27 protein-coding genes and 1 tRNA gene are annotated in these 25664 nt (G+C 59.2%); 15 read left to right on the top strand and 13 right to left on the bottom strand.

Features of this window, described 5'->3' with window-relative positions:
- Nucleotides 1–37: 37 nt before the first annotated feature.
- On the bottom strand, nucleotides 38–670 hold the full coding sequence (locus AB4Y44_RS01405; RefSeq protein WP_321907423.1) for an exonuclease: 633 nt from the start codon (nucleotides 668–670) through the stop codon (nucleotides 38–40).
- 14 nt (nucleotides 671–684) lie between these two features.
- Nucleotides 685–1329 carry an MBL fold metallo-hydrolase gene (locus tag AB4Y44_RS01400; RefSeq protein WP_342924393.1) on the bottom strand — a complete coding sequence of 215 codons (645 nt, stop codon included), beginning with the start codon at nucleotides 1327–1329 and terminating at the stop codon, nucleotides 685–687.
- A gap of 769 nt (nucleotides 1330–2098) precedes the next feature.
- Between AB4Y44_RS01400 and AB4Y44_RS01395 the strand changes: the two genes are divergently transcribed.
- The gene (locus AB4Y44_RS01395) at nucleotides 2099–2698 is read left to right on the top strand and encodes a septal ring lytic transglycosylase RlpA family protein (RefSeq protein ID WP_342924392.1); all 600 of its coding nucleotides are present in this window, start codon (nucleotides 2099–2101) and stop codon (nucleotides 2696–2698) included.
- A gap of 154 nt (nucleotides 2699–2852) precedes the next feature.
- Here AB4Y44_RS01395 and rsmI read toward each other — a convergent pair whose 3' ends face one another.
- Nucleotides 2853–3755, bottom strand: a complete 903-nt coding sequence (gene rsmI / locus AB4Y44_RS01390; RefSeq protein ID WP_368698507.1) for a 16S rRNA (cytidine(1402)-2'-O)-methyltransferase — start codon at nucleotides 3753–3755, stop codon at nucleotides 2853–2855.
- On the opposite strand from rsmI, the gene AB4Y44_RS01385 reads away from it, so the two are divergent.
- From AB4Y44_RS01385 to AB4Y44_RS01335, 11 genes are all read left to right on the top strand, one after another.
- Entirely contained in the window at nucleotides 3754–4281 is a 528-nt protein-coding gene (locus AB4Y44_RS01385) for a YraN family protein (RefSeq protein WP_368698506.1), read from the top strand. The two genes, rsmI and AB4Y44_RS01385, sit on opposite strands and share 2 nt — an antisense overlap.
- Nucleotides 4282–4394: 113 nt before the next feature.
- Nucleotides 4395–4982: a phosphoheptose isomerase gene (locus tag AB4Y44_RS01380; RefSeq protein ID WP_069265196.1), complete on the top strand. Its 588-nt coding sequence runs from the start codon at nucleotides 4395–4397 to the stop codon at nucleotides 4980–4982.
- A gap of 28 nt (nucleotides 4983–5010) precedes the next feature.
- A complete protein-coding gene (locus AB4Y44_RS01375) occupies nucleotides 5011–5793 on the top strand; it encodes a BON domain-containing protein (RefSeq protein ID WP_368698505.1) in 783 nt (260 codons plus the stop codon).
- Nucleotides 5793–6128 carry a c-type cytochrome gene (locus tag AB4Y44_RS01370; RefSeq protein ID WP_368698504.1) on the top strand — a complete coding sequence of 112 codons (336 nt, stop codon included), beginning with the start codon at nucleotides 5793–5795 and terminating at the stop codon, nucleotides 6126–6128. The genes AB4Y44_RS01375 and AB4Y44_RS01370 overlap by 1 nt, the downstream gene beginning before the upstream one ends.
- 67 nt (nucleotides 6129–6195) lie before the next feature.
- Nucleotides 6196–6271: transfer RNA gene (locus AB4Y44_RS01365), tRNA-Ala, on the top strand.
- A 143-nt stretch (nucleotides 6272–6414) separates the two neighbouring features.
- A complete protein-coding gene (locus AB4Y44_RS01360) occupies nucleotides 6415–7479 on the top strand; it encodes a hypothetical protein (RefSeq protein WP_368698503.1) in 1065 nt (354 codons plus the stop codon).
- 138 nt (nucleotides 7480–7617) lie between these two features.
- Nucleotides 7618–7866 carry a hypothetical protein gene (locus AB4Y44_RS01355; RefSeq protein ID WP_368698502.1) on the top strand — a complete coding sequence of 83 codons (249 nt, stop codon included), beginning with the start codon at nucleotides 7618–7620 and terminating at the stop codon, nucleotides 7864–7866.
- A complete protein-coding gene (locus tag AB4Y44_RS01350) occupies nucleotides 7863–8123 on the top strand; it encodes a hypothetical protein (protein ID WP_368698501.1) in 261 nt (86 codons plus the stop codon). The genes AB4Y44_RS01355 and AB4Y44_RS01350 overlap by 4 nt, the downstream gene beginning before the upstream one ends.
- Nucleotides 8113–8493 carry a hypothetical protein gene (locus tag AB4Y44_RS01345; RefSeq protein ID WP_368698500.1) on the top strand — a complete coding sequence of 127 codons (381 nt, stop codon included), beginning with the start codon at nucleotides 8113–8115 and terminating at the stop codon, nucleotides 8491–8493. The genes AB4Y44_RS01350 and AB4Y44_RS01345 overlap by 11 nt, the downstream gene beginning before the upstream one ends.
- Nucleotides 8490–10217 (top strand): YfjI family protein, encoded by a 1728-nt coding sequence (locus tag AB4Y44_RS01340; RefSeq protein WP_368698499.1) that lies wholly within the window; start codon nucleotides 8490–8492, stop codon nucleotides 10215–10217. Before AB4Y44_RS01345 ends, AB4Y44_RS01340 begins: the two co-directional genes overlap by 4 nt.
- Nucleotides 10218–10862: 645 nt before the next feature.
- Complete coding sequence (locus tag AB4Y44_RS01335) at nucleotides 10863–11504, top strand: hypothetical protein (RefSeq protein ID WP_368698554.1); 642 nt, start codon at nucleotides 10863–10865, stop codon at nucleotides 11502–11504.
- A gap of 257 nt (nucleotides 11505–11761) precedes the next feature.
- On the opposite strand, the gene AB4Y44_RS01330 is transcribed toward AB4Y44_RS01335, so the two are convergent.
- Entirely contained in the window at nucleotides 11762–11917 is a 156-nt protein-coding gene (locus AB4Y44_RS01330) for a transporter substrate-binding domain-containing protein (protein ID WP_368698498.1), read from the bottom strand.
- Nucleotides 11918–11945: 28 nt separating this feature from the next.
- Here AB4Y44_RS01330 and AB4Y44_RS01325 point away from each other — a divergent pair, with 28 nt between their 5' ends.
- On the top strand, nucleotides 11946–13247 hold the full coding sequence (locus tag AB4Y44_RS01325) for a hypothetical protein (RefSeq protein WP_368698497.1): 1302 nt from the start codon (nucleotides 11946–11948) through the stop codon (nucleotides 13245–13247).
- A gap of 181 nt (nucleotides 13248–13428) precedes the next feature.
- Here AB4Y44_RS01325 and AB4Y44_RS01320 read toward each other — a convergent pair whose 3' ends face one another.
- Together AB4Y44_RS01320 and AB4Y44_RS01315 are read right to left on the bottom strand one after the other, a co-directional pair.
- Complete coding sequence (locus AB4Y44_RS01320) at nucleotides 13429–14277, bottom strand: hypothetical protein (protein WP_368698496.1); 849 nt, start codon at nucleotides 14275–14277, stop codon at nucleotides 13429–13431.
- 154 nt (nucleotides 14278–14431) lie between these two features.
- Nucleotides 14432–15694, bottom strand: coding sequence for a hypothetical protein (locus AB4Y44_RS01315; protein ID WP_368698495.1), 1263 nt, complete (start codon nucleotides 15692–15694; stop codon nucleotides 14432–14434).
- A gap of 226 nt (nucleotides 15695–15920) precedes the next feature.
- Between AB4Y44_RS01315 and AB4Y44_RS01310 the strand changes: the two genes are divergently transcribed.
- Nucleotides 15921–16262 (top strand): helix-turn-helix domain-containing protein, encoded by a 342-nt coding sequence (locus AB4Y44_RS01310; RefSeq protein WP_368698552.1) that lies wholly within the window; start codon nucleotides 15921–15923, stop codon nucleotides 16260–16262.
- Between the two features lie 56 nt (nucleotides 16263–16318).
- Here the strand turns inward: AB4Y44_RS01310 and AB4Y44_RS01305 are convergent, their stop codons facing one another.
- The 7 genes from AB4Y44_RS01305 to AB4Y44_RS01275 form a co-directional block, all read right to left on the bottom strand.
- On the bottom strand, nucleotides 16319–16609 hold the full coding sequence (locus AB4Y44_RS01305; RefSeq protein WP_368698494.1) for a hypothetical protein: 291 nt from the start codon (nucleotides 16607–16609) through the stop codon (nucleotides 16319–16321).
- Nucleotides 16606–16989, bottom strand: a complete 384-nt coding sequence (locus AB4Y44_RS01300; protein WP_368698493.1) for a hypothetical protein — start codon at nucleotides 16987–16989, stop codon at nucleotides 16606–16608. The genes AB4Y44_RS01305 and AB4Y44_RS01300 overlap by 4 nt, the downstream gene beginning before the upstream one ends.
- Before the next feature lie 111 nt (nucleotides 16990–17100).
- The gene (locus tag AB4Y44_RS01295) at nucleotides 17101–17907 is read right to left on the bottom strand and encodes a DUF4942 domain-containing protein (RefSeq protein ID WP_368698492.1); all 807 of its coding nucleotides are present in this window, start codon (nucleotides 17905–17907) and stop codon (nucleotides 17101–17103) included.
- Nucleotides 17908–17971: 64 nt separating this feature from the next.
- Nucleotides 17972–19039: a hypothetical protein gene (locus AB4Y44_RS01290; RefSeq protein ID WP_368698491.1), complete on the bottom strand. Its 1068-nt coding sequence runs from the start codon at nucleotides 19037–19039 to the stop codon at nucleotides 17972–17974.
- Nucleotides 19036–19959 (bottom strand): phage capsid protein, encoded by a 924-nt coding sequence (locus AB4Y44_RS01285; RefSeq protein WP_368698490.1) that lies wholly within the window; start codon nucleotides 19957–19959, stop codon nucleotides 19036–19038. Before AB4Y44_RS01285 ends, AB4Y44_RS01290 begins: the two co-directional genes overlap by 4 nt.
- 41 nt (nucleotides 19960–20000) lie before the next feature.
- Nucleotides 20001–20996, bottom strand: coding sequence for a YqaJ viral recombinase family protein (locus AB4Y44_RS01280; protein WP_368698489.1), 996 nt, complete (start codon nucleotides 20994–20996; stop codon nucleotides 20001–20003).
- A 67-nt stretch (nucleotides 20997–21063) separates the two neighbouring features.
- A complete protein-coding gene (locus AB4Y44_RS01275; protein ID WP_368698488.1) occupies nucleotides 21064–22032 on the bottom strand; it encodes a DUF932 domain-containing protein in 969 nt (322 codons plus the stop codon).
- A gap of 711 nt (nucleotides 22033–22743) precedes the next feature.
- Here AB4Y44_RS01275 and AB4Y44_RS01270 point away from each other — a divergent pair.
- A complete protein-coding gene (locus AB4Y44_RS01270; RefSeq protein WP_368698487.1) occupies nucleotides 22744–25347 on the top strand; it encodes a DNA phosphorothioation-associated putative methyltransferase in 2604 nt (867 codons plus the stop codon).
- Nucleotides 25348–25664: the final 317 nt, after the last annotated feature.

Genomic DNA, 25664 nt, shown 5'->3' with positions numbered 1-25664 from the left:
GAACGCAATGCGAAGCGCAGATGATGAGGGAGATTACCTAATTTGCCGGAGCGCTCGCGGCGTTTTGCCCTGAGTCGTCCCCATCAGCGGCGAGCGCGGCTTGCTGTGCGCGCAGGTCGGCCAGCATGTTGCAGAAGAGGGCGCCTTGCTCGATCGCGTCGTCGAGCGCGACATGCGTGTGCGGATGATCGTCGAACCAGTGCTTCGGAAAGCGCGGCTTGATGCACTTGCGGTACGGCAGGCCCGTCATCGCGAAGGCGAGCGTCTTGATGTCGAGCGCCGACCACGAGAACGGGCAACGCCCGGCGAAGCGCATCATGTACCAGAACATGAAGGTGAAATCGAAGCCAGCCGGCATCGCCACGAACACGGGCTTGCCGGGCAGTGCCTCGACCCATTCGACATAGGCGACGAGCGCCGCCGCCGGGTCTTGCAGATCCTTGCGGCACGCGGCCCAGGCTTCGGGCTGCGTCTCCCACCAGGCGGCCTGCACCGGATGCGGCGCCGCGCCTTCGAGCATCTCGAGATTGGCCGAGAACGTGGCGATCAAACGCTTGTCGGCGGTGTACGCCGCCGAAGCGAAACTCAGCATCGAATGCGGGCCGGGAATGGGACCATCGGCCTCGACGTCGGTGCTGACGTAAATCTCCTCAATTGCGGCTTGATTCATCGTACTTTTCACTCTCATCCAGGCACGCCATCTGCGACGTAGGGGTTGGAGCGGCGCTCCTCGCCGAAGGTCGAAACCGGGCCATGGCCCGGCACGAACGTGACGTCGTCGCCCAGCGGCCAGAGCTTGTCGCGGATCGAACGGATCAGGTCCGCATGATTGCCGCGCGGAAAGTCCGTGCGGCCGATCGAACCCGCGAACAGCACGTCGCCGACCGTGGCGACCCGATGCCTGCGGCTGAAGAAGATCACGTGACCCGGCGTGTGCCCGGGGCAGTGATAGACCTCGAGTTCCTCGCTGCCGAAGCGCACCGTGTCGCCGTCTTGAAGCCAGCGCGTGGGCTCGAATGCCTCGGCGTGGCCGAAGCCGAAGCGCACGCTCTGCTGCGGCAACTGGTCGATCCAGAAGCGCTCGTCTTCCTGCGGCCCTTCGATCGGCACGCCGAACTTCGTGGCGAGCGCCTTCGCGCCGGCGCAGTGGTCGAGGTGGCCATGGGTGAGCAGCACCTTTTCCAGCTGCACGCCCTGACGCTCGATCTCGGCCTCGATGCGTTCGAGGTCGCCGCCCGGATCGACGACGGCGGCGCGGTTCGTCGTTTCGTCGACGAGCAGCGAGCAGTTTTGCTGGAACGGCGTGACGGGAATCAGCGTGACTTTCATGCGGGGTTCGTGGGGTTCGGGTCTCGCGGGGCGGGCGCGGCGACGTTTCTAAAGCGACGTTGCGCGCCAGCGGCCCCAGCCAAAGGATCGATTGTACCGGGGTGCAGGAAGCGCCGCCGACGCTGCTCGCGACGGCCTCAATCCCTTGTCTGACAAGGGATGCGGCGGCGCAAGGCGAACGGCTTTGTTACATCAATAGTGAAAAATCATGGAGGTTTGTGAGGCACAGGCGTGACAGGAATAACTTTTGGGTATAATGCGACCCATCACGCACGGAATTCGTGCTTTCAAAGGGCGGTGTGACCTTCGTAAAAAAAGAGGTCGCATACATCGCCGTCAAGCAGTGCTGTCGTTCCAGGCGGGCCGAAAGAGGCTGCCTTACAAGATAGCAAATCAGGTGTCGATCCGTTCGATGCCGCACGTCTTGCCCAGCCAGGTGCCACGCGCCTGCAACGGCCTACATGCCGTGACGCTGGGTGGGGCCTACGCCGCCGTTCCTGTGCGCCGAGAGTTTCCGGCGCGCCTGAACGAGCTTCATCGTTCGATGGCGGCATGTGGGGTCTGGTCAGGCTGCCGGGGACAGGTTGCGCCAGACGTGAAAGATAACTAGCGGTTAGCGGCTTATTAGGGCTGCATCCGGGCATTGGCACGCGTTCGCCTTTTTCATTCCAGGCGAGCGATGGCGAAGCTTTGCCCGCGACCGCCGAAGCCTTTCCGACAACGCGCACACATGGCGCGGGACAGGCTTCGAGAACGTGATGGCAATGTTATGAACCTTAGACTGACTCGACGACGACTCGGGAGTCTCGCAGCCGTGTCCATTCTGGCCGGTTGTGCCATGCCGCCTGCCCAGCAGGACCAGGCATCCAGCGACGCCCTTCGCACGAAGGACGCGGCTTTCACCGCGCCGCAGGGCTACGGCTCCGCGCTCGCTGCGCTGCCCGCATCGGGCACGGCGAAGGACAACTCGCTCGCGAACGCCGAGGCGATCGACGAGAACAGCCCGGACGTCCACTCGTTCCACCAGACCGGCCGCGCCTCGTGGTACGGCCGCGCGTTCCACGGCCGGCGCACCGCAAGCGGCGAGCGCTTCAACATGAAGGCGCTCACGGCTGCGCACCGCACGCTGCCGCTCGGCTCGTATGTGCGCGTGAGCGTGCCCGGCACGTCGAAGTGGGTGGTGGTGAAGATCAACGACCGTGGCCCGTACGCACGTGGCCGTGTACTCGACCTGTCGTATGCCGCCGCCAAGCTCCTTGGCGTGCAGCACGCGGGTACGGCGAAGGTGGACATCGAAGGCCTCACGCGCCAGGAAGCGAAGGCCGCGCAAGCGGATATGCTTGCCGCGAACTCGAACATCGATCACTAAGCGGTTTCGTTTGGGCGTGGCGCTGAGTGCGCCGCGACGCGCCCGAAGCTGAACCGCCTGGTACCGCTGGATGCATATGCGAAGGGCCGCCTGATTGACTCAGGCGGCCCTTCGGTTTTTCTGGCTCGTGTTTTTGACGGCTTCGGCTGGCGGCTCAGTCGTCCTCTTCTTCCTCGCCTTCACCCTTCAATTCCAGCGCCCGCGCGTAGAGCGCATTGCGCGACGCGCCCGTGAGCGCCGCCGCGATCTTCGCCGCGCCCTTCACCGGCACTTCCTGAAGCAGCACGCGCAGGAGCGCGTCGTGATCGGCTTCGCCTTCCGCCTGCTCGCTCGCGCCCTCCACCACCAGCACGAACTCGCCGCGCTGACGGTTCGCATCCCCTGCGAGCCACGTTGGCGCTTCGGCCAGGGTGCCGCTCCAGAGCGACTCGTGTAGCTTCGTCAATTCGCGGGCGATGAGGATGCGGCGCGCGGGACCGAACGCATCGGCGAGCGACTGCACGGTTTCGACGATGCGATGCGGGGCTTCGTAAAACACCATCGCGTGCGTATGCGAGGCGAGCGGCTGCAAGGCGGCCGCGCGTTGTTTGGCCTTGGGCGGCAGAAAACCGAGGAACGTGAAGGTCGAGACCCAGTCGCCGGCAGCGGAAAGCGCCGTCGCGAGCGCGCTTGCGCCAGGCAGCGGCACGACGTTCAGGCCGGCGGCGCGCACGGCGTCCACGAGCTTCGCGCCCGGATCGGAAATGCCGGGCGTCCCCGCGTCCGACACGCAGGCCACGCGCTCGCCCGCGCGCAGAAACTCGATCACGCGCTGCGCCGCCTCGCGCTCGTTGTGCTCGTGCACGGCGACGAGCGGCTTCGAAATGCCGTAGCGCGCGAGGAGCTGGCCGGTGTTGCGCGTGTCTTCGGCGGCGATGCGATCGACGAGGCCGAGCACGTGCAGCGCGCGCAAAGTGATGTCGGCGACATTGCCGATGGGCGTGGCCACGACGTACAGCGTGGCGGCCGGATACTGCTGGGCCTGTGCGAGTTCGAAGGGGGACGAGAGGGACGTCATGACACGCAACGCGCGAAAGCAGGAAAAGAGGCCGACATTGTGCCACGCGGGCGCGAGCGCACCGGAGGGAAGCGGCGCAAACGAACGCGCACGTGCAGACAACTTTTACGCGCGAGCGCAGTCGAATGCCCAACGCCGTGCGACAGGCGCACGTTTCGAGGCGCACGCGCTGGCGTTTTTGCGGCGCGAACGCCTGGAGCTGGTCGCGCGCAACGTGAATTGCCGCGGCGGCGAACTCGATCTCGTGATGCGCGAGCGCGACGGCACGCTGGTTTTCGTGGAAGTACGCGCCCGTGCGCGGCCGGAATTCGGCGGTGCGGCGGCGAGCGTGGGGTGGCGCAAACAGCAGCGCGTGCTGCGCGCGGCGCGCTACTTTCTCGCGACGTGGCGCACCACCGATGCGAACGGGAAAGCGGCCACGCAAGCGCGAACGCCGCCCGCGTGCCGCTTCGACGTGATCGCATTCGAGAGCGGCCGGCTCGTGTGGCTGCGCGACGCGTTTCAACCGGAAGCCCACGAGAGTTAAAACTTACGCAATGGAAAGAAGGGTGAAAATGAACGCCCTCGAGTGCGCTAAACTTGCGGCACGCCGCACCACGCGGAAATTTTGCGATACCCGCAGTACAGATTAGAGAGTCGATGTCCGTCGAACGCATTCAACAGCACTTCCGCGATAGCGCAGCCACTACGCTCGCGGCCATGGAAACCCTGGCGGTCCCGATTGCCGCCGCGGTCGATACGATGTTCGCCGCGCTCGCGAACAGCAACAAGATTCTCGCGTGTGGCAATGGCGGATCCGCCGCCACCGCCCAGCAACTCGCCGCCGAACTGATCGGCCGGTTCGAGCGCGAACGCCCGGGCCTGCCCGCGCTCGCGCTGACCACCGATGCCTCGGTGCTCACCGCCGTTGCCAACGATTACGCGTACGAGCAGGTATTCGCGAAGCAGGTGCGCGCGCTCGGTCAGCCCGGCGACGTGCTGCTTGCCATCACGACCTCGGGCAACTCCGTGAACGTGCTGGCCGCCATTCAGGAAGCGCACGAACGCGAAATGGTCGTGATCGCGCTGACCGGCAAGGGCGGCGGCGACGTGAACAGCGTGCTCGCCGATACCGACATTCAACTGTGCGTGCCGAGCGACCGGACGGCGCGTGTTCAGGAAGTGCATCTGTTAACTATTCACTGCCTGTGCGACGGCATCGACGCGATGCTGCTGGGCGAAGACTGACACCGTAAGACGAAGAGAGGGGAAGTTGATGAGCAGATACGGCATGACGCGCGCGCTGGCACGGACCACGCTGACGATCGGCTTCGCAGCCTCGCTCTGCGCAAGCCTGCAGGGCTGCTTCCTGGCGCTGGCGGGCGCGGCGGGGGGCACGGCGCTGGTGGCAACCGACCGCCGCACGGTGGGATCGCAAACCGAGGACCGCGAGATCCAGGTGAAGGCGCTGGCCGATCTCGGCAAGCAATTGCCCGATACGGCGCACGTGAACGTGGCGGTATTCAACCAGCGCGTGCTGATCACGGGCGAAGTGCCCGACGACGCCTCGAAGCAGAAGGCCGAGAGCATCGTGCGAGGCGTGACGAACGTTGCATCGATCGTCAACGAGCTGGCGGTGCAGCCGGCCAGCTCGTTCTCCGACCGCGCGAACGACTCGTACCTCGAAGGACGCGTGAAGGCGGAACTGATTGCCTATAAGGGCATCTCCGCGAACAACTTCAAGGTGGTGAGCGAGCGTGGCACGATCTATCTGATGGGCCTCGTTACGCCGGATGAAGGCAATATCGCCGCCAATGCGACGGCCGGGGTGATGGGCGTGGCGCAGGTGGTGAAGTGCTACCAGTACATCGACGCGCAACAGGCGGCGGTGGCGACGGCGGCGGCTGCCAGTGCGCCGGCGGCGGCGCCTGCTGTCGATGCGCCGACGGTGGGGGCAGTGCCGGATGCCGGCGTGACCTCGCAGCCTATTGAGCACCAGGCGCCCGCGCCTGTGTCCAATTCTTCGGCTACGAAGCCGGGGAATACGGGGGCTTTGTGATGCGGCGTTTGGTTGGTGGGGTTGTGGTTGCAGGGGCTCTTGTTGGGTTCGCTTCGCCGGCTTTTTCTGCGGTGGCGGATGGGTTGAAGGTCGCTCAGGCGAATGCTTGCATGGGGTGCCATGCGGTGGATCGCAAGCTTGTGGGACCTTCGTTTACGGATGTCGCTACGAAGTACAAAGGCGATGCCGCGGCCCAGGCCAAGCTGGAGAAGAAGGTGCGGGACGGTGGGGCTGGGGTGTGGGGGGCTATTCCTATGCCGTCTCACCCCGGGATGAGCGCCGCCGATATCCATTCGGTCGTGACCTGGGTGCTCGCTGGAGCGCCTTCGAAGTAGTTTTGCTTGGGGTCAAATTTGACGCTTGGCAAAACGGATTTTGTGTGTGTAGAATCGGTGATTCGTTGGGGCGGTAGCTCAGCTGGGAGAGCGTCGCGTTCGCAATGCGAAGGTCGTGAGTTCGATCCTCATCCGCTCCACCAAGAAAATCAAAGGGTTACAGGTGATTTGCCTGTAACCCTTTTTCGTTTTTGCTGCCCATGTAACCACCATGTAACCGAATTTGGGCCGTGCAGATCCACGTCGATCTACCGCTTTGATATCTTGGTGCTGGAAAGGTGTCGTTATGGATGAATTCGAAAACAATAGCCACTCAGTGCAGCCTGGCCAAAGTGCATTGGATCTACGGGTGGACCGAGCCGGATGGGAGAAGGCTCGGCTCCAGGCATCGGCTGCAAAAAAAGAACGAGAAAAGTTGGGGCAGGAAGAGGCGTTTGCACTCTTGCGGCAGAAAGATGCGCCAGCCGAGCGCGTCTATCTAAAATTGGTCGATGTCGCTGAACAACTGGGGTGTAAGCCGGATGACCTGCTGGACAAAGGGGTAGCCGGAAAGCTTGACGTCTACGCGCCGGTCTTGCTCGAAGGACTGTATGCATGGCCAGTGACCAATCGCGGCATTCCACATGCGAGCTTAGTGGGTAGCATTGACGGTGTTGAGCCAGTGTTCCGCGCGAGACTGCAATATGGCGAGTATGCACTTCTACTTCCTGCAGACATCAAGAAGATCAAGGTCGAGCAGTCGGTGAAACCCAGTGGCTACATCTGCCCGGAGCTGGTGATGCGTCACACGGCCGAGTGGCAACAAGAACAGCAGCAAGCAGGACGAGCTGCGATGCTGGCTGAACGAATGAAGAATCGTGCCAACAGCGTAGCGTGGATTTTTGCGCATCCTCGGACGACAGATGCGGGTGTAGTCAGGCTCGAGATGCTGCGTGTGGACAGCGGTGACGTGCAACGATTGTTGGAACAGTCCAGTTCGCTTTACGAAGCACAGGATGCGCACGGTACCAACGAGCTACCGGAACGTCTACCCCTCGGGGACAAGAAGAATGACTCTGTTTCTACGGTTGTCAGAAACCAGATTGCGGAATATCCGTTTCGCGGGGAAATGTCCTCTGCCATTGCCAATGCCGTACACGCAGCTGTTGATCCGGAAAGTTTTCACTCGGTATGGGAGGAGCTGCTTAAACTGGCTGAGGCGAAGATGGCTCCTCTTCTCAGTGTGAATGAAGAGGGAAAGATTAGATTTAGAAACCGCGAAGGCAAGACGAATGTCTACGAAAAAAGCTCGCTCGAAAAAAGCCTCGGACGGGCAGTAAAGGCGGTCAAATCCTCGTGCAAGACCCCATAAGGCACCATAGCAGCCCATAACTCTGAACGGCGGACTTTTCACCCGCACACTCCGTTCCGTCATCCACGCAGAGCCACATGGCTCCACGCAGATGGCGCGTAGCGACCACGCTTTGGTCGATTCAGAACGGAGTTCATCATGGCCCTTGCAGATCAAAATATGCCGTCGCTGGCGCGCGGTGTTGACACCACGATTTTTGCCAGTAAAAACCTAGTCAAGCCGCAAACGGTTCGCAAGAGCTATTGCATCAATGGCGCGTACCTCGGCGTCGTACCCACCAAGCTTGCCAATGGTCGATTGTTGTGGCCTGACGTGATCGTGACCATGCGTGATGGTGCGATCGCCGCGAATGACACTGCCATCGACGGCAATGGCGGTCTCGCATGAACGCTGCGTTCACCTATCCGAATGTTATTCCTTGCGTGCCCGGCCAGCGGCGTACAGAGCTGTTTCGCAGTTCGGTATCAACCCGCATGCCCACCCCTGACTCCGTGGGTGGCCGCAATTTTCCCTTGCCTATCAATGCTTTCGCCAAGGGTCGCCGCGTGAGCAACCGCCGGATCGCGCATGAGGTCGATGAGCGGAATGCCAGCCGCCCTCGCGCGCGCGTAGTCGTCGGCAAGGAGAATGGCCGTGGCTGCTAAGAATCGTGACTCCAGAAATCTAACCGTTCCGTCCGTATTCGATGAACTGGCGGCGTTGGCCGCGCTGGCCGATGTGAAAAGCGCTGAGGACGTGAAGCGCGAGCAGTTCCAGGCCTGCGTCAAGTTTGTCCAGTTGGCCCGTGAGAAGGATGTCTCTTGGGACAAGATCGCCGACGCAATTTTTGAACATGGTGGCCCCAAGCTCACGGGGATCGAGGTCGGAAAGTTTTTTCAGGAAAACGGGCGCGCAGACCCTTCGGCACGTGCGACACGTAAGGCAACAAAACGCAAGCCGGACAGCGCATTGAAAGCGGCCCTAGCACCGTTTTCCTCGCAGGCGCAGCAGAAACCGCAGGGGGATCGTGCATGACCGACGACGACAAATTCGCCGTAGCGCTGGCAGAACCCTCAGCCGAGTACAGTGAGAAACCCCCTTTCCCCGACTTTCACCCGGAAGACGAAACCTACCCTTGGGAAGCCTTGCCACAGACCATCAGGGGTGCAGTTATCGAAATGTGTAAGAACGACAACCTGTCTGTGCCCATTGCGGCACAGGCGGTATTGTCTTCCGTTTCCCTGGCTTGCCAGGACCTGATCTGGGTAGATCGCGGCATAGACGCTGGTTATAAATCGGTGTGTTCGCTTTTCTTTCTGGCGGTGGCTGATACGGGGGCGCGCAAGTCTCGCGCAGACCAACTCGTTGTCAAGCCGATTGAGGCATACGACCTCGCCAGGCGCACGGTGTTCGAGGCGGACACAACTGCAGACGAACTCGATCAGACTGCATTGCGACGAAAAATCCGTGAGCTGGAAAAGACCGAAGGGCAATTGCTTCGCAAATCCAGAACGCTGTCCATAAGCGAAGACGCCGAGGTAAAGAAACTCGCACAGAACGCGGGCGACGAGGCGGGGGCGATAACGAGGGAGCTTGCTGAACTCAACCGGCAAGTCATCGATCACCGCCCGCCGCGATTGCAGCGGGTCTTGTATTCGAAAATCCCGATACGCCAGCTTGAGCAGAGCTTGTCGCAAAATTGGCCAGCCGCCGGACTGTTTTCGGACGAAGCCGCCGGGATTCTCAATTCAAAGGGCGAATCGGACATGGCGAGTCTGGATCATCTGTGGGACGGTCATGCGATTGATGTAGTTGGCCGCACGAAACAGGAAAGCTTTTCCGTCCACGATCCGAGATTGACCTTATCGCTCATGGTGCAGCCCGTCGTATTTGACCGCTTCCTGGAGCGGAAAGGGGAACTGGCGAAGGGCATCGGGTTAATGTCCAGATTGCTTCTGTCACGGCCGGATACGCCGTATGGGAAGCGTATTTTTGTCAGGCCGGAGGATCGCTCGACCGCATGGATTGACCGCCTTAACCGGCGGGTTAAAGAGCTGCTTTCGCACTCGCACAAAAGTATCGAGGATCGAGCGGAAAACCGGTGGACACTGCACTTCGAGCCTGATGCTCAAAAATTCTGGGAGGAGATGTACAACGCTATTGAGCGTGACATGGCGACGAATGGCGAGCTTGAAAATGAGCGGGAATTTGCCAATCGCGTTGCCGAACATGTAGCAAGATTATCGGCGCTCTTTCACTTTTTTGAATGCGGCGAAATGAGCAACCCGACCAATGCGGGCGTGGCAATTCCGAAGTCAACCGTGGAATCAGCCATGAAGGTGGCAGAGTGGTATCTCAACGAGTTCAAACGGGTGTTCAACCAGGAAGCCCGGATGCGTGAGATGGCAGAGTATGTTTTGGGAAAATTCAAGGACATGCTTGAGCGCGTGAATGGCGGTTCTTTAGAGAGTCTGCCGAGAGACTATGTGATCCAGCGTCGCACACCGGTGCAAAATCTTCGCGCCAACTGTTCGAAATATGGGTTGAAGGAGATGAAGAATTTCAGGTCCGTGTTGGACTGGCTGCATGCCAGGGGGAACGTTGTCATCCACGAGGCGGAGCGACGTAGCGCCAGGGACGTGCCGGATCGGAGCAGGTTGGCGCAGGAGTCCGTCGAAATCCAAGGCCGCGTAGGCGATAACGGGTACGAGTTCTTCTTCGACCTGGATAACCCGTGGCGCCGTCCCCGCTTTCGGTAGCGGGATGATATAAAGAATTTCTGTAGTGTTGCACGGAAAACATCGCCTTTTTCGCCTTTTAATGGTGAGAAAGGCGATTTTTTTTCGTCTTTCGCGCGCGATTTTTCAAAACAGCCCCCAGGACGGTTAGGCCCCGAGAGTCTGGAGGCAACTGAGAGGGGGCGGAGCGGTCGGACTCCTGCCGCCGCTCGCTCCTGAAATCACCTGGCGTCGAGACCGAAAATTGCCTTGAAACTGGCTCAGAAAGTGGCCCGGCCGTTACTGCTCGGATCGAATTTTTTACGTAAGTAAGTTGGTCTGCGTGGCGCTATCGGGCAGTGCAGCGCGAAGCAACTTTTCCTGCTTTCTCGCTCTGCATCAGTTGCATATTGGGAGGAAGAAATAATTTTCAAAAATGCAATGATTCATCGATCTCCTATTAATCAATCGTCGTTCTTTCTCCTGCATGCTGGTTGGTGTAAATTGCAGTCCATATGTAATAGGTTTTAGATGATCACTGTTAAAACGTGGATAATGATTTAACGAGGCATAACAAAACAAACGGGAAATCAACATGCCAAAATGGCATGTTGATGATTGACGTTTAATAAATATTTTTCTGCTGCATGACTTGATTCATTGGCATAGCAACCAATGAGGTCAACCATGTCCGATAGAACGAACAAGTATTGGCTCGATAGAAGCGATGATTCCAATACCCAGAGACGTAAGAAGCAACGCTTCAATAGATGCAGAATCAGGAACCTAAGCTTTGAGCAGGAAATGTTTGAGCGACGTAAGAGCTACCAACTCATCTTCATCACGCTGGTTATCAAGAAATATTTACGTGACGATGTCAACTTCGAAACGATGCAGACGCTTCGTCGAACATTATTTCAGCGCATTAAGGATGCGACTCGCGGAATCCTCCATGACATTCACGGCCTGATATGGCGACAGGAGAGCGGTGGCAGCGGTGATAGTAGAGGTGATGAAAATCATCACCTGCATCTGGTCGTGTTCGTTTCTGCCAGTCGGCGTGATCACGTTACAGCTTGCGACGAGCTAGGGCAATATTGGGTAGCGCTTACTCGTGGCTGGGGCGACTACGACAACGGCAATCGCTATGCGCATTCCTACAAGAACAAATGGGGCGTAGCTGTGGGCTATCTTCACCGTGACGACGACGAAAAGCGTGAATCGCTACGTAAGGTCATCGGTCTGTACATGAGCAAGGTGACGCAGGCTCCTGTGGATCGAGAGGAGGATGACAAATTGAGTGGCAGACGGAAGTTCGGTGCTGACTGAGGGGAGTCTGTGACCTTGACTGGATTGTCGTGCCCAATGTAGTTGTCGACGCATTCGGGCAGTAGTGCAACCTGCTTGCGGTCATCACCTTCAGCGAATCGCTTGATGTGTAGAGGTCGGGGCTCGATATGACAGTCACCGTCAGACCAGGTCCCGCGCAACCGAGGCAAGGGGCGGTATCCGGACCCGATGCGGACATCTGAAGTTGCGAGGAGCGGGCACTCACGTATTGCCTGTAGGCTAGGAATGATGCCGCCCTACGGCTGCGCGGTGATTTGGCAGGTCATCTTCATTTCAGCGCACACTGCGCTTGCAATATCGATGTCGAAGCCGTTCAGTTGGCCAGATGCGTCCTTGAACGATCCCGGAGGATGCTTTCGTTCGGTTGGTGTTTGGTAGAATTTTCGGTCCAATTGTGGGCGCAACCGTCAACGTGAAATCATGAGCAGAACCGTTTTTTGGTCGTGGCAGAGCGACCTTCCCGCCGCAACTACCAAAGACTTCATCAAGGATGCGCTCGATCAGGCCATAGAAAAGGTTGCCGAGGAGCTTCAGCTAGAGGTGGCGGACCGTCTCGAGTTAGACCATGACACCAAGGGCGAAGCAGGACTGGTTGAAATCGTGGCCACGATTTTCCGGAAGATAGACGACTGTCAAATATTTGTTGCCGATGTCACTCCGGTTGCCGAGGTCAAGAAAGATACGGCGACGAAGAAGATTCCAAATCCCAATGTCATGATTGAGCTGGGCTATGCCATTCGTGAAGTAGGCCCGCAGCGCGTTATCACCGTTGCTAACCTAGCGTTTGGCGGCAAACCAGAGGAACTGCCGTTCGACTTGCGGCACAGGCGTGGTGCTATCACCTATCACCTCGACAGTAAAAAGAACCCTGCTATCGAAAAGATTCGAAATGGTCTTGTTGGACAGCTTGTTGCAGCGCTTAGGACGAATTTGGCAGCGCCGAGAGAAGACCAGTTGATTCGCAATCCAATGCCGTCGCTGTCGGTTGAGGTAACCGAGGATATCCCGAAAGTCTTTGTCGTTCGGCAAGATGTACAACTGACCGATGTGCCGTCGCTAGCTGACGTCATGGCCAAGACACCGTTGAGAACAAAGGCTCAACAGGATGAGCCCGAGTCGCCGTTTGAAATGCTTCGTTCCGGGGCGTTGATTCCGTTTGGGGGACCGCGCGTTAAGCGATTTGGAGAATGGACGGAGGAGGAACTCGAGGGATACAACATGCGCGTGAAATGGTACTACGACAGCTATGAGAAGTACCTCGATAAGCTCAAGGAGCACAGGTTGCTTCTACAGCGGACCGTGCATATCCAGCTCGCTGTTGTAAACCGAGGGACACGGCCTGCAACAGATGTATGGGCAGGAGTTACATTCCCGGACGGTGTTCTGGTCTACGAAGAGGATGATTTACCAAAGGGCCCAGAACTACCGGAACCTCCGCCTCTGGCGCCCCATGGATTCATAAGCTCGACGACAGTTCACTCCCCGCAGGTCGATAGTTCGTATTTGAGGGAAGGGCCACGTATCGGCGACGACCATAAATCCATCGCTTTCCGAGCGGGAAAGATTCAACATGGGTTTCGGAAGATTTTCAAATCGTTCACGATTGTGATGAGCACCCAGGCGGATATCCATTCGTTCGAGGTTGGCTATCGAGTCGGAGCAGATGAACTGCCACGGCAAACAACTGGCAATTTGTACTTCGAAGTGCAACAAGCCGAGTAGGCCCCGTCGCCTCGCACTCCAAGATATACAGGATGAGCGGACTGCCACCGACATGAAGCCTAGCTGATTAGTGCGCTCTTGGCCGACTCCAGCCGGTATTGCCCCCACGGGAATCCGCGAAGAACCAAAAAAAATGCCGCCCATACTGGCGCGGCACGTTGTTCTGGTTCAGCCAGTTTGATCAGGATGCCGACGGCTGCTGACTCGGCGCGAAATTGTCCGGGATGTTGAGCACCGCATGAACGTGATCGTCGCCCCGGTGATTGAGCAAATCCCACAGGGTCTGCTGCCAACCACGATCCTGTCGCACATTGCTGCCGTTCTGCTTTGTCAGTTCGACACCAACCCATGCGGGCGCAACATCGTTATCCCGAACGTACCACTGGAATACCTCGCTTGCGCCGGTCACGCCGCCATATGCCTTGTCGATCTGCGCGAGCGCATCCTTTTCCTGCTGCTCCAGGCGCATACGATCTTGCGGCAGGCTGACGAGTGCGTTTCGGGCGTCATCCAACTCACGTTGCGCACGCTCGACGGCGGACTGGGCCGTTTGCATTGCGCTGTCGCGGTTGACAATGGCTTGTTTCAGAGTTTCCGGCGTAGCCGCACCCGACGGCGTTCCATCAACCTGCAACTGCGCGAGCTGACTCTGCGCATCTGCGAGTTTCTTCTTCAGTTCTTCGGGATTCTGCTGACGGGCGCTCTCGGTTGCCTGGTCGAGGCCGTTGTAATAGCCCTGGAAATCGTGTTGGGTATCGCTGATTTTCTTTTGACGCCAGGCGGCGAGCAGCGCCGCCCCATTCTTCAGTTCGCAGCGGTATTCCACGACCGTACGGTTCGTGTCGTCCTTGAACGTGTGCCAGCTATCCTTCTCGCATGAGGCCCGATTCGAAAGAGCCGTCTCGTAGGTATGGGTCGAGTCTTGCGGAACGGATGCAGCCTTGACCGTATCGATTTCGGAATGACCGCAGCCGGCCAGTGCTGCGCTCAACAACGCCGCCGAAGCAAGCGTGGTGAATTTCGTTTTCATCGGTAACAAAAGTAGGTGGAAAGTGGCGCACACAGCACGATGACATCGCGCTCGCCAGATAAAGAAAGCGCAGCCGGCTGGAACAACCCGTCGCTGCGCTAGGAAAGATGCCGCCGCACCCGGTTGGAACATCGGGGTACGGATAGCAGGATGCTTACCGCGACAATCCGATCGTCACGTACTTCGTGTCGGTATCGAACGTGAGCGGATCGTCAGTGCCCGTCGTGCTGTTGATCGTGATGTAGGCATACCGTGCAGCACCGGTCGAATCGATGTATTTATAGACTTTGGCATGCTCGACCGAATGGTTTGCCGGGTCAGGGGCACCCGCCGTAGTGAGCGCCTGTACGATGCTGACCGGAGAGTCCACCTGCCCGTCATTGCCCGTGAACGTGACGATGCCGTTGCCGGCGAACGTCGCCGTACCTGACTGCACGCAGTCTTCGTACTCGTCGAAGGTCTTGCCGTTCAGTTCGCTCAGGTCGGTCACTTCCACCATATCGCTCGATACGTAGACATACTGGCCCGGCTGACTGGCCGACACACTGCCGACGCCGCCGTTGGCGGTACACAGTTCGCCGACGCGGTTGCCCAGGACGCTCACGATGGCCGTGAACTTGCCGGGAGTCGCGAACGAACTGACATTGCCGCTCGCATCGAGATTCGCCTTGGCCACGTACAGGCCACGATTCGGGTCAGCGATAGCGATGCCGAAAGTATTGTCGAGGTTGACCGACGTGCCCATCGGAACGGCCGTGATGCCCGGCGTCGTGTAGGCAATCGCCGAATACGGCGTAGTCGTCATCGGTGTGCCAGCTTGCGTGTGCGTGACAGCATCGGCTTGCGTCAGACCGGCAGCACCCAGCGCCGCAGCATACTGGTCGAGTAGCGCATCGTTGGCGTCGCCCACGCTGAATTGTGAGTTCAGCGGATTGAAGCCGCTCGCAATCGCCAGTTTGCCCGGCAGGGTCGAGATTGCAGTCTTGACCTTCGTGAGCGCGCTAGCGAGGTTGCCGGCCGTAATCGTGCTCGACAGGGTGCCCGCCGTAGCTCCATCAAGCGCCGCCGCATTTCCATTACCCAGCACGCCGACGATCAGATCGGTCAGTGGGGTAACGTTTGTTGTGCCGGGTGCGGTGGCGACCGAGTGCAGCGCCGACGCGAAGGCTGCGCCATTCGCCTGCCCGCCCGATACCTGGGCGACGCACGGGTAATCTGCCGACTTCAAGGTAACGGAATACGTGCCATCGGCGACGGTCGTCGCCGACGCCGTTGCGCCCGACGCGCATTTGAGCGAAACGGTGCCTCCAACGATCGCCGAGCCGACCGCGGCCGTACCGTTCGTTGTGACGCTTGGGCTACTGGTGCCCGAATTGCTGCTGTTGCCCCCGCCACAGGCGACGAGCGCCGCGCACATGGACGCGCCGAGCGCGAATTTCGTGATCCCCGTATTGAGCTTGTTTTTCTGCACGGCGTAGCTTCCTCAAGTGGTTAAATGTAGTGTTTACTCGACAAAGATGGGTGCGGGATAGCTTGGATGCGAGCCCACAACCCTCAGTATCGGCTATATGCGGAAGAAATGAAGTGTATACACGACATTAAGTGTAGAGTTTATAGCGTCGTGAATCAGTCGACGGGCGGGCATCCTGCACGCCATGACTGCGAAGCGCCCAACTCCTCCTGTAGCCCGGCCCGCCCCGATCTCGATTGCCCTCGGCAGGCGGGTCAAGGAATGCCGGCATGCGGCCGGGAAGTCGCAGGAAACGCTTGCCTTTGAAGCGCACGTTGACCGGACATACATCTCGGCGATCGAGAGGGGTATTGCCAATCCGTCCGTCGAGACCCTGGCGAACATCTGCCATTCATTGAACGTCACGCTGGCGTCGCTGTTTGCGCCGCTGGACAGTGTGTCGCTGGCACCGACCGGCGAACGCCGGTCGAATGCGGCGACGCCGCCAGAGATCAAGCGCAGCAGGCTCCGGTAAGCATTAGCCGCTTTTCCGGGACGCAGCCGGGCCCAGTTTCTGGACGAGGAAAGGCATCAATAGTCCTCCGGTAGCAGTATCGTCGTGACCGAACGGTCGGCTTCGGTGATCAGCCAGACCTTGGTGCCGCCCGGTATCGCATAGCTCGAAAGCAGCCGCCTGCCGGAGAGCAGCGCGAGTTCATTGGCGGCCCGGTCTTCGGCGGAGAGTTCGCCCCAGTCGCCGTGAATATGGCGCGCCAGAAGCCGTACCGGATGAATGTCGGCGGCATTGAGGGCGGCTTCGGCCGCAGGCGTGATGGCGGGACGGCCCATCGGGAAGCGTGGCCCGTTTTCATAGCGGCTCATGCGCGTACCACCTGCAAGTAACCCACAGAAGGCCAGACCGGATAGCGACGAGTCGCGGGCGGGTCCTTGCGTGCCGCGCAGTCGGGCACGACGTCATCAAGATGTTCGATGGTCGTGTTCGAGCGATCCCACTCGGTGATGACGAGAATGCGGGTCTGGTCTGGCAGACGGTAGAGCGAGATCAGGCGCAGGCCTGCCGCAACTGACAGGTCGTTCTGCTGGCAGTCCTCGTCTGACACCGAGCCCCAGTCGCCCGCCACATGCCTGAGTAAAACACTGACGACGGGGATGCCGTTCGCACCGAGTGCCGTGAGCGCGTCCGGCGCGACGAGCAGGCGTCCCGGACGGAAAAGCGGTTTGAGTCGGGTAGGCTGATTCATGGCGAATTCTCCAGAAGACGGTCGAGCACAGGCCTCCGGATCGACCGGATAGCGTGTCGCTGAAAGTGAGAAAAAAGTAAGCAGGGCGCAGGACGCGTCCGGTGAAAGGAGCTACCGCGCCTCGGAGGCGAGCGCGTTCGGATAGTGCTTCGCGAGGATGCGGTTCATCTGGTCAACCAGATCGGTGCGGCTGAACGTCAAATGCCCGTTACCGTTCCTGTACCAGCGCAGGTGGAAATAGCTGTTCGCGGCTTCGGTCTGCCGCTCTCGCTGGGCGTCTGAGATAAGGTAATACGCCCCATGCCGGTGATCCGGCTCGGGCTTGCCGTCGAGCACGCTGAACACCCGGATCAAGTCGTCCAGTTCGTTGGTGATGCGGTGGTTCGTGCTGCCTTGCGAGAGCAGGTGCCTCACAATGATGCGTTTGCCGAACCGGAACGGTTCGTTCGTCCGGTAATTCCAGGACAGTCGCCGGAAGCATTGAAGGACGCCCCGTTCGAACATGTCCCCGCGCGCGCCATAGAGCTGGGTGAAAGTGGCCTTGATGTTGTCGGCCGTGAGTGCGGGCACGTCGCCTTCTGCAATCTGGTGGCTCCACTGCTCGCGGGCCGTGGCATCCATGAAGGTGCGCAGGCCCGATTCGGACAGCAGGTAATCCCAGCCGCGTATGTCGACGATGCGCACCATGGCGGCTTCCGCTTCATCGCGCTTTGCATACTCTCCGGTAATGGTGGGGCGACCGCGACACCCGTAGCTTTCGTCGAGAATGAGCCTCGGGAATCCGAGACGTGCGGCCTTTGCGAGTTGCTGGGCTTCGCCGAGCAGATCGAGTGCGGCGCGCACGCGTTCGATGACGGCGGTGCGCTGGTTGGCGAGATTCGTAATGCTGATGCTGGGGACGAGATCAGTCGGGTCCATGTTCCATGACGCAATAAAAGAAAGGGAGATGAACGGCAAGGAAGTCGGACGCGAGGTCGGACTTCTATGCCGTTACGTCGGGTTCAGTGAGCTGGCGACGCAGGGCGACCGCCTTCGCCTGGGAGCAACCCAGATGACGGCGGATATCAGCGACGGTCGGTCGGACGATCCCGGCTGCAACGTCGCCAGCGAGTTGCGCCAGGTGCACGTCTGTCGATTCGGAGGTCGATGATGACAATCGCCGATCGTTTCGCTGGACGCGACTGTTCCTCATGCCGCTGCGACGGGGTGAGGCAGTTTTGCGACTAACGGCTGCATCGGTGTGACTTACCGTGACCGGCGCGACGACTGGATCGGGCGGGGGCGTCCCGTTTGCGACTGCCGCGACCGTCGGCGAAGTCGTGTCGGCAGAGCCCGGTACCGTCGCGACTTCTGTTACGACGGGCAACGACGATGGCCGCAGTGCCAGCGCCCACAGCAGGCAGGCGACGCCCTCCAGTACCGCTGCGAAGAGTGACCCGAACAGCAGGTCGATGCGTGCGACGGGTATGCCGAGTAACGCAGCGAGTCGCGACGTGACCGGATCGGCGCGTACCGCGTCGCGACGGGCTGTGGTCCGGTCGTCGTCGGCATGCTGGCGTCGAATGTCGTCCGCTTCGGCGTTCAACGCCTCCACCCTGGCCGCGAGCGTCGTGCGACGGGCTTCCAGCGTCGCGCAGTTCCCAACGCAGTAACCGGCATGAGCCGTGGCGAGTTGTGCCGTCGCATTCGCCCGTTCCGACATGACCGTCGTGAGACTGCGACTGGATGCCGGAGCGGGAGGCGCAGGGACAGCTGACACCCGCAGTTCCCCCGCATGCTGCTGGGCCGTCACGAAGAACACCGCATGGCCGATACATGCGGTGATCAGGCATGCTCCCCATAGAACGCTACCTATGCTGCGGACGAGGAACGACGATTCCCGGAGTAGAGCCGGTAACAGGTGCGCGCTCGTGACGAGCACTAGGCCGATTGCCACCCAGGCGAGCCGTTCCAGGAGCGACCCGCCGCGCTGCCAGCCTGCCAGAACGGACAGGCTAAGCGCGGTTGCCGTCGCCACGACTGCCAGAGCAAGCGCAGTGCGACGCGTCATGCTGCCTTGCCGCCAAGCTGCGCGGCCCTGCGTTCCATCTTGTCGCGCAGCGTTGACGGCGGCGACCCGCTTGCCGCTGCGGGGGATGCGGGGGCATCGTGCGGCGCGTAGCCAGGCGTTTCCTGTGGGTAGAACTCGTCCACGACTGCGCCGCCATCCTCGATACTCTCCTCGAATGCGCCGTTACTGAACCCGGCGTGCGCGGCGGTATCGAGTGCCTGTTGGTCGAAGCCAGCGGCCTTGCGCCGGGCATCCAGTTCGCGCGCTTCGGTAATTGCTGTTTCGAGCCTGCTACCCGTGCGCACGCCGAGATCGACGTAGTAGATCGCGGAGCGGTAGCTTTGAGTCGTGCTCTTGCCCCTCAATTTGAGTTCGAGCGGCAGGCAGGCGAGCAGGTTGCCAGACACGGCACTAAAGTAATGCAGCCGCGCTGCGAGAGTACGAATACTGTTAAAGCTTGTCGTGCGAAACGTGAAACTCCCAAGCTCGTCCTCGTCGCCAATCAGCACATTGAGCCGGCCGTAGGGCTTGCATGCGCCGCCACGGCCAAGGGTGCACGCATCTGGTGACGGACAGGGCAATTCCTCAATACCGCCGTCTCCCGCGCGACGGCAGGTTTCGCCATTACCGACGCAGACGGGCCTCCCGGTATCGCGATCAAAGCACGAGTATTCGGCACGAAGGTTCAGGTCGGGATCGTTGAACAGGAAACGAACTGGGATCGCACGCAGCTTGCCGGTACTGGCCTTGCGCAGCGATTCGTTGAGCGGGTGCAGAAGCCACCCCTCCCTGCTCCAAATTTGAGTTGTCAAAGTAAACTGATCGTCTTTCTCGGGGAGGCGTTTGCCGTTCTTCTCGACAACTCTCCCGATGCTGATCCTCCCGATACTGGGGGGTACTAGCGCAAGGCCCTTAAGCATGTCTGGCTCCTGTAGATAAGTAGAGGGAATGGAAAAGCGGATCAGGTGGACACGAGAAACCGGCGCGAACCGGGTTTCGTGATGGCGTACCGGGAGGCAAGCTCGGGGTGATCGGCGAGCAGCTTCTTGAGATCGACGCCTGAGCCGTCCTTGCTGCGCTTGTACGACACCGAACCCGTTTCGAACTGCGCACGGTCGGCCTCGGCCATGGCCTGCTGGATCTGCTGTTTGAGCTGGGCTTCGATGGTTTGACGCGTTTCGATATCGGCCCGTACAGCGACCAGATCAGCGAACGCTGACGACATGCGACGGTCATCCGTGAAATCGACCGTGCCACCCGCGCCCGGATACAGGCAGCGCAGCGCGCGATCCGCCGATTCCGAACCATCGGCAGGCGGTGGCGTATCGGTTTCGACGTAGCGCCAGAAGGCCGCTTCGAGTTCGACCAGTCGGGCGATCAGTGCATCGTCGCGTTCGATGCGATGCACATCGAGCTTCTGGCCGCAGAGCAATACAGCGACATCGGCGGCCTGCTTGCCTGTGACCATGAGCTGATGCTGGACCTGAAGAGTCACGTATTCGGGGACGCCATCCCGCCACAAGCGTGCGCCGAATTCCCCAGCGGTCTTGCATTCGAGCAGTTGCACGTCGCGGTTTCCGACGACTTCACGATCTACGTTGGCGAGCATCCAGGGTAATGACGGATGCTGTAGAACGGCGTTGACGCGCCGCACACGGTTGCCGGTTTGCTTCGTATAAGACGCCGCGACAATCGGCTCCAGTAATGTTCCCCAGTAGACCGGCTCGGTCGTGTCGTCCGGATCGGGTTTCGGCAGGTTTGCGTCGCGCCCAGTCTTTATAAGCCACAATTCGAGAGCACTTTGGTAGGGGGAGAGACCCACGGCTGCCGCCGCATCCGATCCACCGATCCCAAATTTTCTCGCCTCCAGCCAGTCTTCGCGCGACATGTCTTTCGTCTCCACAAGCCGCAATGCCGGACGGCTGCGACGACGTCCCACGGGTTCAGGCGAAGCCATTTCAACCTCCACAGATGAAATGCCCGGCAGGAAGTCCCGGCCGGGCATGGATGGAAAAGGCATGGTTTTAGGCGACGAGCTTCATCGCTTCATCGAATGCTTTCTGCTTGAGGGCTGCGCCGGTGCCGAACCACGCGGCATCGCGCCGGTGATCGTCGCTGCGCGCACGGCGCTGGTGGTCGACGAATTCAGTTACGCTGTTGAGTAGTCCCCACGCCGTACCTGCCGCCGACGCCAAGTCTGCGCCCTTGCCGCGACCCGAGAACAGTTCCTGAACTACTTTGACCGCACTGTCGTTGGTCGCGGTGATCGTGGTACTGGCGCTACTTGCGGGATAAGTCAGCACGCGACGGAAGAATGTTTCGGCTGCTGCATCGTTGACCTTGCGCTCCGATAGTGCTTTCACACGTGCCATGAAGCCGTCCCACGATGAGATCGCGATCCCAAGCTGGCGCTTGACAGCCTGCCCGTCGAAATGGCTGCGATGCGACACTTTGACGGCACCGGTATTGCTACCGAGAGCAATTGCGAGCGTGTTGTTGCACACGACACGAACCGACGTGAACTGCGCGGTTGTTGCGAGCGAACCATCGCAAGCGGTTGCAAGTAGAAGATAGCCATCCACGCGATCACGGCCCTTGAGCGTGGAGCTCTGGCCCGTCTTCGCAAGCGCCCATAGTTTGCGCCCTTCCTTGAGCACGCCAGCCGTTTCCAGCTCGAAGCCACCGACATCCACAAGGTCTCGATAAAACTCGAGAATGGCTTCCGGCTGTACTACTTGATACTTCGAGGAGACGACGGCCAGCGGCGCTTTCGTATCCGAGCGATAGAGCACCTTCTGCTCCGGGAAGGCTTGAATCGCGCCAAGGCCAGACCCAGCGGTTGCCGAGATGAAGCGCACCTCGGCTTCCTCAATACGCCAATTCATGCCGGCCTGCCGTGCCCACATTTCGAGTGGCTGTTTGGGCGCAAGTTGATTACCGATACCATGCCACGGGGATTCGCCGACGTAGGCCATGGATTGGACGAGATGCATGATGAAACTCCTTGGACGTAAACGGATAGAGCCCGGCGTACGCCGGGCTCTATCACGAGGCAAAAAAGGGAAGCGGAGGGGAGATTTAGGGGCGGGGATTGCCGAACGTGTGCCCGCATTCCAGGCAGCGGAGGTTGTCAAGCACGTTTGTATCAACGGCTTCGCCAAGAGCAGCGCCGGCGGCGCATCCAGTTGTGCCGCACACCAATCCGCCGAGGAGCGCGCCTGCGATACCTCCGAGTACGGCCCCAATGGGACCAGCGATCATTCCAATCGCGGCGCCGGTTTCCGCGCCGGTCACTGTCATGGCAACGCCGCCGGCGGTGCCTGCGATGGCTCCGACTGTACCGCCGATCTTGGTTGCTCGGTTGAGCGGCTCAATCCGGGTGGACTGGCAGCGTGGGCAGGGGGTAGTCATCAATGTTCCTGAGCGAAGTTGCACCAGTGCGAAATTGCGCAGGTGGAGAGGCCATCATTGGCCGTCCTCAGGTAGGTGATATATGTCTGAAATTTGTTTGGAGTGGTGTGCGCGCCGGAAGCCTAAGTGCGCTTGATTCCGCCTCCCGGTTGACCAGTGCTGCAATTCGATCAGTTGGTAGAGTACTTATGTCGTCTTGAAGCGCGTTATCCTGTTGTGAGGCCGAACTAGGCAGTCCTCTACGGAGGCGGCAAGCGCGCGGGAACGGCGATTCCAGTATCGAGAGTTACGAGATGAGTTTGACAACCACTAGGGAAAATCTGTTGACGCATCTAGATGGTGGGATCGGAAAGGTCGTTGCGGGCGACGCATATTTTCATGTGTCTCTTCTGGAGCGCCTTCCAGACATGTTGCAACGCAGCATAGGCGAGGGTATTTCGCTGGCGAGCCTGACTGCTGGGAGCGATTTCAACGTTATCCGGGTAGGACTCTCCATGTCGAATATGTCTTTGCTCGACTACCCGAGGTTCTTTGACGAGGCGTTCCCCGTCTTGCAGCGCAGTTGGTCTGTTGATCTTGATCAGAAGAAGTGCCGGTTCCGGAGCTACGAATCGTCGATCAACCCACCGATCTTGCATCGTAAGGAATTGCTCATAGCCCGTGATCATCCGCGTTGGGAAGTCTTCAGGCAGTTGACCGATGTGGCTGAGCAGATAGGGCTATTCGACGATCCAGCTCGTATTGGCTTTCGCCAGAACTTCGAATCTCTCATCAAGCAGCGGGGCTATCTGTTGTCGGATCACGAGCTCGTGCCGATTGCGAACCAAGAGCCGGAGGACTCGCAGAGCGCAAGCACTAGCGGTCTAATCGAACGTCATCGCACTGCGTTGTCTCGCTACAGCTTCTCGGCGCCGATACAGATGCTTTCACGCTTTGGATTTCTCGACGGGACGCGTTCGCTATTCGATTACGGTTGTGGCCGAGGGGACGACATAAGAGGGCTCAGGGGGCTGGGCGTTGACGCAGCAGGCTGGGATCCTCACTACGCGAATGAGCAGCCGATCACATCTGCTTCCATCGTTAATCTTGGATTTGTCATAAATGTGATCGAGAACGTGGCTGAACGTGAACTCGCTATTAAGACATCGTACTCTCTGTCGAACGAGATCCTTGTCGTTTCAGCCATGCTTTCAAATCAGGATTCTGTCCGCGGTGTTCCCTACGGTGACGGCGTCCTAACTTCGAGAAATACTTTCCAAAAGTACTACTCGCAATCGGAATTGAAGGCCTTCATCGATCGCGTCACGGGGAACGATGCCATAGCGGTTGGGCCGGGTGTATTTTTTGTCTTCAAGGATAAGGATCAGGAGCAGCGCTTTCGTTTTGCTCGAGTCAAAAGTAAGCGGCGAATCGTCCCGCCCACGTCCTTGGCGCGTCCGGTGGCTCGAAGCACAGCAGAAAATCCGGTTGCTAAGCGCCGGACAAATCGCCTCGAGCTGTTGTATGAACGCCATCGGGAGTCTCTCGATGAACTCTGGCGACTATGCCTGACGCTCGGTCGCGATCCGGTCAGAAACGAATTGCAGGAGCTGCAGCAAGAGGTTAGTGCGTTCGGATCGCCAGCTGCCGCCATCAGGTTTCTCAAAGAGACAAAGGACGATGCCACGCTCCTCCTTGAGCGAGCGGCGTCCTCGCGCACGGATGATCTCCGCGTCTACTTCGCGTTACTGGAATTCGACAAGCGTTCCCCATACAGCAGGCTCGAGCCCCAACTCCAGGCTGACGTGAAAGCATTCTTCGGCAGCTATCCTAGTGCACTCTTCGCCGGCAAACAGCTACTGTTCAGCTTGGCGGATGTGGCGCAGATATCTAGTGCGTGCACTCAAGCGGCGGAGCAAGGTTTAGGATGGCTGGAGGATGGTGTATCTCTTCAGCTCCATACGGGCCTCGTTGAGCGACTGCCTCCAATCCTCCGTGCCTATATTGGTTGCGGTACGGTTCTTTATGGCGATGTCACGAGCGCAGATCTGTTGAAGATCCATATTTCGTCTGGAAAGCTGACGATGATGAAATTTGACGATTTCTTTGGATCGCCATTGCCTCGAATGATTCAGCGGGTAAAGATTAATTTGCGTAAGCAGGAGTTGACTATTTTCGATTACGGGGATGTCTATCCTGAACCGTATCTATATAGAAAATCTCGCTTCCTTAACGAGGAGTCGCCTTTTTTTGCCGAGCAAGTGTTGTTTGAGTCCGCGCTGGATGAGTTGGAGGTGTTCGATTTTGATGGTTACGGACCGAATGCTGAGACATTCAACAAAAAAATTGATGAGATGCGATTGGTTGTAGATGGCTATAGGCTGATTCGATCTAAATCGATTCCGTCATTGGACCAGAATTGCGGGCGTTATTTAACATTTCGAGATTTAATTGAATGCGGTGAAACGCAGGCGGCATCGGGTGTCGATAATATCCCGCTTGAGCCGGAAAGCTTTAATGCGATCTTCGATCTGGCCTCCCACGTAATTGACCCAGTTATCGAGTACTTTGGCATGGTCAAATTGACGTTCGGCTTTTGCTCTCCAGCCTTGGCGTCAAAGATAAGCGGGCGTATCGCGCCAAAGCTGGATCAACACGCTGCACACGAAAGAACGCGTCGTGGCGGACATATTTGCGACCGTCTCGGCGCGGCGTGTGATTTTCTTGTCGAGGATGAGGATATGGCTGACGTTGTCGAATGGATCATAGGTAACGTGAAGTTTGACCGCCTGTATTTTTACGGTAGCAAGCGGCCCATCCACGTTAGCTATAGCCCGACGCCGGCTCGACAGGTGATCGATATGATCGAGACTTCAGAGGGCAGGTTGGTCCCGAAGCGCCGCCGCATCAGCATTTGACTGGGTCGCTGTCGAGCCAGAGCCGGGCTGTATGAGAATGATGACGGTGTCGTGCCGTTGCGAGCACTGGGGCAGCCAAGTCTCGTCGCTAGAAAAAGCCGCCGAGCGAGTAACAATTGCGGGTTCGGCGCTGTGCAACGATGCCAAGCTATGAAAGAATTGCTATTTCCGGTCGATAGTAATGGGCGACTGCGGGGGATTCAAAATGCATAAAAAATTCTTGCTTGCGCCGCCGTCTTTATGGCGGCGGAAAGAGGCGTCGGGGCCCTTGTAATCCTGTTTGTGAACGTCCAATTGGCAGCCCCTTTACATCCGCC

Origin of the sequence: Paraburkholderia sp. BR10937 (assembly GCF_040965695.1) — a bacterium.
Taxonomy (GTDB): domain Bacteria; phylum Pseudomonadota; class Gammaproteobacteria; order Burkholderiales; family Burkholderiaceae; genus Paraburkholderia.
This window is presented reverse-complemented; position numbering and strand designations above follow the sequence as displayed.